The following is a 10,136-nucleotide window of genomic DNA, read 5'->3' as shown; positions in this document are numbered from 1 at the left end:
CATTAAGAAATGCCCCCCGACACATTCGGGGGGCATTTCTCTATCCGAACCGTTTCATTCCAACTATTAATAGGCTCATTGGCACTGCCGTGTGCAAAAACGCCCACCCGGTTGAGTGTTGGCTGTAACGCACTCCCGTCACTGCTCGCGCCGGACCGTATCCTGACACGGGTTACTGCGAAAGGTTTCAGTGGTCGACAACAGAGCAGGCGGCGAACGTCGTCACATCCGCGGCAACGGTCCCGACGTCAACGGCACCGGCGGAGGCGGTCCGCGGAGCACGCAGCGGCGGGACAAGCGTTCGCAACCGCCGATGCGCTCGGGGCCGAATCGAGCCCGCCGGGCGCAGCCGCAACCGGACGACGCCGGCACTCAGGACGCGCGGTCGGCGGCACCACCACTGCCCGCCGACGTCGACGCCAGGCAGCTGTCGCCCGAAATCCGGCGCGAATTAACCACTTTGGACCGCGTCAACGCGGACATGGTGGCCAAGCACCTCGTCGCCGCGGGGGAGCTTCTCGACGACGATCCCGAAGCGGCGCTGGCCCACGCCCGCGCCGCCCGGGCGCGTTCGGGACGGATCGCTGCGGTCCGCGAAGCGGTCGGTATCGCGGCCTACCGCTGCGGTGACTGGGCTCAGGCGCTCGCGGAACTGCGTGCGGCCCGACGCCTTGGCAGCAAGTCGACGCTGCTGCCGTTGATCGCCGACTGCGAGCGCGGTGTCGGCCGTCCCGAGCGCGCGATCGAGCTGGCCCGCAGCCCGGAGGCCGCCCAACTCACCGGTGACGACGCCGACGAGATGCGGATCGTCGCCGCCGGCGCCCGCGCTGATCTGGGTCAACTCGAGCAGGCGCTGGCCACGCTGTCGTCACCGCCGATCGACCCGGCCCGCCAGGGGCAGACCGCCGCCCGACTCTGCTACGCCTACGCGGACACGCTCCTCGCACTCGGCCGCGGGGAAGAGGCATTGCAGTGGTTTCTGCATGCGGCGGCCGCCGACGTCGACGGTGTCACCGACGCCGAGGATCGCGTTGCGGAGCTGGCCTGATACATGACATCCCTTGCGCGGCAACATGATTGCCTGCTTCTCGACCTCGACGGCACTCTGTTTCGGGGAGCGTCACCCACCGTCGGTGCCGTCGCAACTCTCGCAGCCGTCGATGCGCGGGTCTTGTTCGTCACGAACAACGCTTCGCGGTCAGCGGCCGAAGTCGCCGACCATCTCCGCGACATCGGGTTCACCGCAAAACCCGACGACGTCGTCACCAGCGCTCAGACAGCCGCGCGACTGCTCGCCGCAGAACTGGCGGCCGACGCGGCGGTGCTGATCGTCGGCACCGAGGCGCTCGCCGCAGAGGTCGCTGCGGTCGGTCTGCGGCCGGTCCGGCAGTGGGCCGACGCACCGGTCGCGGTTGTGCAGGGACACTCGCCGCACACCTGCTGGCCCAACCTCGCCGAAGCGGCGCTGGCAATTCGCGGTGGCGCACTATGGCTCGCGGCGAACGTCGATCTCACGCTTCCGACTGAATTTGGACTGCTGCCCGGCAACGGCGCAATGGTCGCCGCACTTCGCGCTGCCACCGAGCAGGAGCCCAGAGTTGCGGGCAAACCTCAGCCGACCCTGTTCCGAGATGCCTTGAGCCGCGGTAGTTTTCGTAGTCCCCTCGTGGTCGGCGACAGGCTGGACACCGACATCGCAGGCGCCAACGCAGCACAGTTACCCAGCATGATGGTGCTCACAGGGGTGAGCACGGCCGAGCAGGCAGTGTTTGCCGCGGAGCATGAGCGCCCGACGTACATCGCCAACGATCTTCGCGGACTGACGGATTCAGCCAAGCGGCTTCGCGTCGTCACCCAACCGGCGTGGCACGTCGAAAGCGGTTCTGACGGCATCACGGTCACCGCCCGGGACGACCCGGCCGACGACGACGGACTCTCGGTCATTCGTGCGGTCGCCGATGCGGTGTGGCGGGAAGCCGACTACCCCCGCGCGCGGCCGATCGTCGCCGGGGACCAACGAGCGCATCAGGCGCTGCGCCGCGCCGTCGCCGCCGGGGTCCTGGCATCGGATAGCGTGAAGGCGTCATGACTGCAGACCCAGACCGAATCCGCGCGGACATCGCTGCGCTACTTGCCGACCTGCCCGACGTTGCGGCCGAAAGCGCCGACCTGAGTGCTTTGGATATCGAGGGCATCGCGGCACGGCTCGAACAGGCGCACGACGTGCTGGTCCGCGCCTTGGAATCGGTGGAAAAGGGTTGACCACCGGTGGCCCGGCGTGCACGCGTTGACGTCGAACTGGTGAGGCGCGGGCTGGCGCGCTCGCGGCAGCAGGCGGCCGAACTCATCGGCGCCGGCCGAGTCACCATCGACGGAATGCCGGCCGCCAAGCCGGCTACCGCCGTCGCCACCACTGCTCGCCTGGCTGTCGCAGACGACGGCGCCCGAAGTTGGGTGTCACGTGGTGCGCACAAGCTGATCGGCGCCCTCGATGCGTTCTCGATATCGGTAACGGCTCGGCGCTGCCTCGATGCCGGCGCCTCCACGGGTGGGTTCACCGAAGTGTTGCTCGACCGCGGGGCACGCGAGGTGATTGCCGTCGACGTGGGGTATGGGCAGTTGGCCTGGTCGCTGCGGTCGGATCCTCGAGTGCGGGTGCTGGACCGCACGAATGTGCGCGAGCTTTCCGTGCAAGACATCGGCGGCCCAGCGGATCTGGTGGTCGCCGATCTGTCGTTCATTTCGCTGACCACGGTGCTCGCATCGCTGACGTCATGTGCGACCGCGGAGGCGGATATCGTTCCGATGGTGAAGCCTCAGTTCGAGGTGGGGAAGGACCATGTAAGCCGGGGCGGTGTGGTCAGCGACCCGGCTCTGCGCAGCCGCGCCGTGCTGGCCGTCGCGCGCCGCGCAGCGGAACTCGGCTGGAAGCCCGTCGACGTCGTCGCAAGCCCGCTGCCGGGACCGTCGGGCAACGTCGAGTACTTCTTGCATCTGCGGTCCCGCACCGACCATGGCCTTACAGGTGACGAGTTGGCGCAAGCGGTGGCGCGCGCGGTCGCGGAGGGTCCGCAGTGACCAGCGAACGCGCGGTACTTCTGGTGGTTCACACCGGCCGTGACGAAGCCACCGACACCGCCCGCCGTGTCCATAAAGTGTTGGGCGACAACGGAATCAGTCTGCGCGTCTTGTCCGCCGAGGCCGTCGACCGCGGCAGGCTGCACCTGTCACCGGACGACATACGTGCGCTGGGCGTCGACATCGAGGTCGTCGAGCCGACGCACGACGCGGCCGTCGGCTGCGAGCTCGTCCTCGTGCTGGGCGGCGACGGCACCTTCCTGCGTGCCGCTGAGCTGGCCCGAAACGCGGCCGTACCGGTGCTCGGCGTGAACCTCGGCCGCATCGGGTTCCTGGCCGAAGCCGAGGCAGAGGCGATCGACCGCGTGCTGCACCACATCATCGACCGGGACTACCGCGTCGAGGATCGCATGACGCTCGATGTTTCGGTGCGTGCCGACGGCGAAGTCGTCGGCCAGGGTTGGGCGATCAACGAGGCCAGCCTGGAGAAAGGAACGCACCTGGGCGTGCTGGGCGTGGTGCTGGAAGTCGACGGACGGCCGGTGTCGTCGTTCGGCTGCGACGGCGTGCTGGTCTCCACGCCGACCGGCTCCACGGCGTACGCGTTTTCGGCCGGCGGCCCGATCTTGTGGCCGGACCTCGAGGCCATTCTCGTGGTGCCCAACAACGCCCATGCGTTGTTCGCGCGTCCCATGGTCACCAGCCCGGCGGCGTGCATCGCGATCGAAGTGGAGAACGACGGCAATGACGCCGTCGTGGTGTGCGACGGCCGCCGTCAAATGCTGGTGCCCGCCGGCGCACGACTGGAAGTGACCAGGTGCGCCACGCCCGTGCGCTGGGTGCGCCTCGACAGCGCGCCGTTCACCGACCGGCTGGTGCGCAAGTTCCGGTTGCCGGTCACCGGGTGGCGCGGCCCGACGACGGCGGGGCACTGATGAGCGCTTGCGCGAAGAAGAGAATGAACTGATGAGCGCTTGCGCGAAGAAGAAAAGGCACTGATGAGCGCTTGCGCGAAGAAGAAAAGGCACTGATGAGCGCTTGCGCGAAGAACAGAAGGCACTGATGAGCGCTTGCGCGAAGAACAGAAGGAACTGAGTGCTCTGCGAAATCCGGATCGAATCGCTGGGCGCGATCGGCTCGGCGGTGGCCGAGTTCGACCGCGGGTTCACGGTGCTCACCGGCGAGACCGGCGCCGGCAAGACGATGGTGGTGACCGGCCTGCATCTGCTCGGTGGCGCCCGCGCCGACGCTACCCGCGTCCGCTCCGGAGCCGAACGCGCTGTGGTCGAAGGCCGTTTTACCACAAGCGATCTCGACGAAACCGCGGCGACTGACATCGTCGGGATACTCGACTCCTGCGGCGCCGAGCGTGACGACGACGGCAGCGTCATCGCCAGTCGGTCGGTCACCAGCGACGGCCGGTCCCGCGCCTATCTGGGCGGCCGCAGCGTGCCGGCGAAGTCGCTGAGCGCCTTCACCACCGAATTGCTGACGTTGCACGGCCAAAACGACCAACTGCGGCTGATGCGGCCCGACGAGCAACGCGCCGCCCTCGACCGGTACGCCGGAGTGGGGCCGAAGCTCGACCGCTACCGCAAGCTGCGCAATGACTGGCTGCAAGCGCGCCGCGATCTCGCCGAGCGGACCGAGCATGCGCGTGAATTGGTGCAGGAGGCCGATCGGCTCAAGTTCGCGATCGACGAGATCAACTCGATCGACCCGTTGCCCGGGGAAGACGAGTCGATTGTCGCCGACATCCGCCGTCTGTCCGAACTCGATGCGCTGCGAGAAGCCGCGCAGACCGCCCGCGCCGCGTTGGCGGGCACCCGCGACGAAATCGGTGATAACGACGGTTCGGCGACCGACCTCATCGGTCGAGCCATGTCAGCGTTGGAAACCGGCGACAGCGCGTTGGCAGCACTGTCCACTCAGCTAGGGGAGGCGCTGACACTGGTCACCGACGTGGCCAGTGAATTGGCGGCTTATCTCGACGAATTACCAACGGACGCAAGCGCTTTGGAAACCAAGCTGGCACGCCAGGCCCAGCTTCGCACGTTGACCAGAAAGTACGCGGCAGACATCGACGGCGTGCTGGCCTGGGCGGGGCAGGCGCGAGAGCGGCTGGCTCAGATCGACGTTTCGGAGGAGGCGCTGACGGCGCTGTCCCGTACCGTTGAGGACCTCGCGGGCCAGGTGGCCGCCGCGGCCGCCGACCTGACGAAGGCGCGGACCAAGGCGGCGAAGGGTCTGGCCAAGGCCGTCACCGCGGAGTTGTCGGGACTTGCGATGGGCGCCGCGGAGTTCACGGTCGAGGTGCAGCCGTTGCCGGCCCGTCCCGACGACTCCGCGCCGCTGATCGTGCCACCGGGGACCACCGTGCACGCGGGATCGTCGGGCACCGACCTCGTCGAGTTCGGCTTCAGCGCGCACAAGGGCGGCGCAGTGCTGCCGGTCCACAAGAGCGCGTCGGGAGGTGAGCTGTCCCGGCTGATGCTCGCCCTCGAGGTTGTGCTTGCGGCATCGGCCGAGGGCACGACGATGGTGTTCGACGAGGTCGACGCCGGCGTCGGCGGGCGGGCCGCGGTTCAGATCGGGCGACGGCTGGCACGGCTGGCGCGGACTCATCAGGTGATCGTCGTGACGCACCTGCCTCAGGTCGCGGCGTATGCGGATGTGCATCTGGTGGTCGACGCGGGGGGCCGCAACGGCACCAGCGTGGTACGTCGCCTCGACGACGACGGTCGCGTGGCCGAGCTGGCCCGCATGCTGGCGGGTCTGGGCGAGTCCGATACCGCCAGGGCGCACGCCCGCGAGCTGCTGGAAACGGCCGCTGCTGAGCGCGCGTCCATCTAGCCGTGAGCGTGCGCTGCCGTACACCAACACGCGGCGTGTCGTGTATGGACACGCTCGCTCGCGGGGCAACCGGGATGTGACAAAAGTTAACTTGTGTGGCTGTTGTTACGGCGCGCCTCCCGGGCCTCGGCGGCATCCGTGGCCAGAATCGCCGCATGAAGATGTCTTCGCTGCTGTCCCGAAATACGTCCTCGCGCCCCGGAATCGTCGGCACCGCTGTGGTGGACAAAGACATCGACCGGCTGTTGCGGCGCGTCGGGCCCGGAGACATCGTCGTGCTCGACGCCCGAGACTTGGACCGCGTGACCGCCGACGCGCTGGTGGACTCCGGAGTCGCAGCGGTGATCAATGCGTCGCCGTCGATCACCGGCCGCTATCCCAATCTTGGCCCCGAGGTGCTGGTGGCCAACGGCGTGACGCTGATCGACGACACCGGCCCGGACGTCTTCAAGAAGGTGAAAGACGGCGCCCGGGTGCGCGTGCACAACGGCGCGGTGTACTCCGGCGACCGTCGACTGGTTGTCGGATCGCAACGCAGCGACGAAGAAATCGCCGACCTGATGCACGAAGCCAAGAGTGGGCTCGTCGCACACCTGGAGGCGTTCGCCGGCAACACGATTGAATTCATCCGCAGCGAAAGCCCGTTGCTCATCGACGGAATCGGTATCCCGGACATCGACGTGGACCTCAACCGTCGCCACGTCGTGGTCGTCGGCGAAGAAGACTCTGCCGCAGACGATCTGAAGAGTCTCAAGCCGTTCATCAAGGAGTACCAGCCGGTGCTCGTCGGTGTCGGAGCCGGTGCGGATGTGCTACGCAAGGCCGGTTATCGGCCGCAGCTGATCGTCGGCGACCCGGAGAAGATGACCGCCGACGTGTTGCGCTGCGGTGCGCAGGTGGTCCTGCCGGCCGATGCCGACGGCCACGCGCCCGGCCTGGACCGAATCCAGGATCTTGGCGTGGGCGCCATGACGTTCCCGGCGGCCGGCTCGGCGATGGACCTTGCGCTGCTGCTGACCGACCACCACGGCGCGGCGCTGATCGTCACCGCCGGCCACAGCGCGACCATCGAGGAGTTCTTCGATCGCAGTCGCGCGCAAAGTAATCCGTCGACGTTCCTCACGCGGCTGAAGGTCGGGCAGAAGCTGGTCGACGCCAAGGCCGTCGCCACCCTGTACCGCAACCGGATTTCCGGCGGCGCGATCGCCATGCTGGTGTTGGCGATGCTCGTCGCGATCATTGTGGCGTTGTGGGTGTCGCGCAGCGAGCATGCGGTGCTGGATTGGGTTCTCGTGTATTGGAACCGATTCTCGTTGTGGGTCCAGGGACTGGTCGCCTAGGACGCTGCCCGTGATTTCGCTTCGTCAGCACGCGATTTCGCTTGCCGCCGTGTTCCTTGCACTGGCTGTCGGCGTGGTGTTGGGTTCCGGGCTGTTGTCGGACACGCTGGTGTCGGGATTGCGTGACGACAAGAAGCAGCTGCAGGACAAGATCAGCGAGCTCGAACGACACAACAATGCGCTCAACGAAAAGCTGAATGCGGCAGGCGAATTCGATGCAGCGATGGCCGGGCGGATGGTCAACGGTGCGTTGGGCGGCAAGTCGGTGGTCATCTTCCGCACCCCGGACGCCTCCGACGACACCGTCACCTCGCTGTCCAGACTCGTGGGGGATGCGGGCGGCACGCTGAGCGGGACCGTCACGCTCACCCAACAATTCGTCGGCGGCAACGCCGCGGACAAACTGCTCTCGGTGGTGAACTCGTCGATATTGCCGGCGGGGTCACAGTTGAACACCGCATCGGTGGACCAGGGTGCCCAAGCCGGAGACCTGCTGGGCATTGTGCTTCAACTCAACAAGAACCCAGCCACGCCGCCCGTCGACGACACCCAGCGCGAAACCGTCCTGGCGGCCTTGCGCCAGACCGGCTTCATCACCTATCAGGGCAAAGTCGGTGCGGCCAATACCGCGATCGTGGTAACCGGCGGCGCGCTCAAAGAGGACGCCGGCAACAGCGGCCCCACCGTTGCACGGTTTGCCGCGGCGCTGGCGCCGCACGGCGCGGGGACCGTGCTGGCAGGAGCTGACGGTTCGGCGTCGGGGACGGCCGCGGTGGCTGTGGTGCGGGCCGATTCGGGCATGGCGGGTGCCGTCACCACCGTCGACAACGTCGACATGGAATCGGGTCGTATCACGACCATCTTGGCCTTGCATGACCTGCTCAGCGGAGCCCGCGCCACGCAATACGGCAGCGGCGAAGGGGCCCAAGCACTCACCGTGCCGCAGTAGACGCTTCCTGCGGGCCGGGCGTGTTAGCGCCGCGTTGTCGGCGGCGGTGTTAAGGTGAAATTCCGTGGGTCGGCAGGCCCCAGCTAGGTGAAACTGCCTGGAAAAGACAAAGCCCTGCGCCGTCGTCACGGGAGTCGCTCTTGCCAGCGTTACGCAAGCACCCGCAAACCGCTACCAAGCATCTGTTCGTCAGCGGCGGGGTGGCGTCGTCGCTCGGCAAGGGCTTGACCGCTTCGAGCCTGGGTCAGCTCCTCACCGCGCGCGGGTTGCAGGTGACCATGCAAAAGCTGGACCCGTATCTCAACGTGGATCCGGGCACCATGAACCCGTTTCAGCACGGGGAGGTGTTCGTCACCGAGGACGGCGCCGAAACCGACCTCGACGTCGGCCACTACGAGCGGTTCCTGGACCGCAACTTGTCGGCGCAAGCGAATGTGACCACCGGCCAAGTGTATTCGTCGGTCATCGCCAAAGAGCGCCGCGGCGAATACCTGGGTGACACCGTGCAGGTGATTCCGCACATCACCGACGAGATCAAGAGCCGCATCCTCGCGATGGCCGAACCGGATGCCGACGGCAACCGGCCAGACGTGGTGATCACAGAGATCGGCGGTACCGTCGGCGACATCGAATCGCAGCCCTTCCTCGAGGCGGCCCGGCAGGTCCGTCACGACGTCGGGCGGGAAAACGTGTTCTTCCTGCACGTGTCGCTGGTGCCATACCTGGCGCCGTCAGGCGAGCTGAAAACCAAGCCCACCCAGCATTCGGTGGCCGCGTTGCGCAGCATCGGTATTCAGCCGGACGCATTGATCCTGCGCTGTGACCGCGATGTCCCCGAGCCGCTCAAGAACAAAATCGCGCTGATGTGCGACGTGGACATCGACGGCGTGATCTCCACACCCGATGCGCCGTCGATCTACGACATCCCCAAGGTGCTGCACCGCGAAGAACTCGACGCGTTCGTGGTCCGCCGGCTGAACCTGCCGTTCCGCGACGTCGACTGGACCGAATGGGACGACTTGCTGCGGCGGGTACATGAACCGCGCGAAACCGTGCGGATTGCGCTGGTAGGCAAGTACGTTGACCTGTCCGACGCGTATCTGTCGGTGGCCGAGGCACTGCGGGCGGGGGGATTCAAGCATCGCGCCCGGGTCGAAATGCGTTGGGTCGCTTCCGATGACTGTCAGACGACGAGCGGGGCGGCCGCTGCGCTTGGCGACGTGCACGGGGTGCTGATCCCGGGTGGCTTCGGCATCCGCGGCATCGAGGGCAAGATCGGCGCGATACGTTACGCGCGCACCCATGGTTTACCGGTGCTGGGGTTGTGCTTGGGGTTGCAGTGCATCGTGATAGAGGCAGCGCGCTCCGTCGGACTGACCCAGGCCAATTCGGCCGAGTTCGATCCGGATACCCCCGACCCGGTGATATCCACGATGGCCGATCAACAGCATGTGGTCGCCGGGCAAGCGGACATGGGCGGCACGATGCGGCTGGGCGCGTACCCCGCCGTGCTGGAGCCGGGATCCATTGTGGCAGAGGCTTATGAGGCCACCGAGGTGTCGGAGCGGCACCGGCACCGCTACGAGGTGAACAACGAGTACCGCGATCGCATCGCGGCCAGCGGTCTGCGGTTCTCCGGGACATCGCCCGACGGCCGGCTGGTCGAGTTCGTCGAGTATCCGCGGGACGTGCACCCGTTCATCGTCGGCACCCAAGCGCATCCGGAGTTGAAGAGCCGGCCCACCCGACCGCACCCGCTGTTCGTCTCGTTCGTCGGCGCGGCACTGGAATACAAAGCGGCAGAACGGCTTCCGGTGGAGATCCCGGAAGCGCCGCCGAACGGCAGCGAACACCCGACAGGAGTGACGGGGCTGCTGCACCAGCCAGTGGCGCGTCCATGACGGCTTGCGCGAAGA

9 protein-coding genes are annotated in these 10,136 nt (G+C 67.1%); all 9 read left to right on the top strand.

Annotated elements, in window-relative coordinates; all coding sequences use genetic code 11:
* The first annotated feature begins 313 nt into the window (after positions 1 to 313).
* The 9 genes from AC5Y4N_RS19005 to pyrG all read left to right on the top strand — a co-directional run bounded on the left by AC5Y4N_RS19005 (position 314) and on the right by pyrG (position 10,121).
* Positions 314 to 1,048, top strand: a complete 735-nt coding sequence (locus AC5Y4N_RS19005) for a tetratricopeptide repeat protein (RefSeq protein ID WP_499908724.1) — start codon at positions 314 to 316, stop codon at positions 1,046 to 1,048.
* 3 nt (positions 1,049 to 1,051) lie between these two features.
* Complete coding sequence (locus AC5Y4N_RS19000; RefSeq protein ID WP_499908679.1) at positions 1,052 to 2,089, top strand: HAD-IIA family hydrolase; 1,038 nt, start codon at positions 1,052 to 1,054, stop codon at positions 2,087 to 2,089.
* Positions 2,086 to 2,262 (top strand): hypothetical protein, encoded by a 177-nt coding sequence (locus AC5Y4N_RS18995; RefSeq protein ID WP_499908677.1) that lies wholly within the window; start codon positions 2,086 to 2,088, stop codon positions 2,260 to 2,262. Before AC5Y4N_RS19000 ends, AC5Y4N_RS18995 begins: the two co-directional genes overlap by 4 nt.
* Positions 2,263 to 2,268: 6 nt before the next feature.
* Entirely contained in the window at positions 2,269 to 3,078 is an 810-nt protein-coding gene (locus AC5Y4N_RS18990) for a TlyA family RNA methyltransferase (RefSeq protein ID WP_499908675.1), read from the top strand.
* Positions 3,075 to 4,013, top strand: a complete 939-nt coding sequence (locus AC5Y4N_RS18985) for an NAD kinase (protein WP_499908673.1) — start codon at positions 3,075 to 3,077, stop codon at positions 4,011 to 4,013. Before AC5Y4N_RS18990 ends, AC5Y4N_RS18985 begins: the two co-directional genes overlap by 4 nt.
* 160 nt (positions 4,014 to 4,173) lie before the next feature.
* Positions 4,174 to 5,931 carry a DNA repair protein RecN gene (gene recN, locus AC5Y4N_RS18980; protein ID WP_499908671.1) on the top strand — a complete coding sequence of 586 codons (1,758 nt, stop codon included), beginning with the start codon at positions 4,174 to 4,176 and terminating at the stop codon, positions 5,929 to 5,931.
* 155 nt (positions 5,932 to 6,086) lie between these two features.
* Entirely contained in the window at positions 6,087 to 7,271 is a 1,185-nt protein-coding gene (gene steA / locus AC5Y4N_RS18975; RefSeq protein ID WP_499908669.1) for a putative cytokinetic ring protein SteA, read from the top strand.
* A 10-nt stretch (positions 7,272 to 7,281) separates the two neighbouring features.
* Complete coding sequence (locus AC5Y4N_RS18970; RefSeq protein ID WP_499908667.1) at positions 7,282 to 8,220, top strand: copper transporter; 939 nt, start codon at positions 7,282 to 7,284, stop codon at positions 8,218 to 8,220.
* 140 nt (positions 8,221 to 8,360) lie between these two features.
* Positions 8,361 to 10,121 carry a CTP synthase gene (pyrG, locus tag AC5Y4N_RS18965; protein WP_499908665.1) on the top strand — a complete coding sequence of 587 codons (1,761 nt, stop codon included), beginning with the start codon at positions 8,361 to 8,363 and terminating at the stop codon, positions 10,119 to 10,121.
* Positions 10,122 to 10,136 lie beyond the last annotated feature (15 nt).

The organism is Mycobacterium sp. NGS19 (assembly GCF_059813155.1).
The sequence above is the reverse complement of the archived record's forward strand: the minus strand, read 5'-3'. Positions and strand labels throughout refer to the sequence as shown.

Coding starts and splice junctions, on each gene's coding strand:
- AC5Y4N_RS18995 (WP_499908677.1), top strand. CDS start 2,086: ATGACTGCAGACCCAGACCGAATCCGCGCGGACATCGCTGCGCTACTT.
- AC5Y4N_RS19005 (WP_499908724.1), top strand. CDS start 314: ATGCGCTCGGGGCCGAATCGAGCCCGCCGGGCGCAGCCGCAACCGGAC.
- steA (WP_499908669.1), top strand. CDS start 6,087: ATGAAGATGTCTTCGCTGCTGTCCCGAAATACGTCCTCGCGCCCCGGA.
- AC5Y4N_RS19000 (WP_499908679.1), top strand. CDS start 1,052: ATGACATCCCTTGCGCGGCAACATGATTGCCTGCTTCTCGACCTCGAC.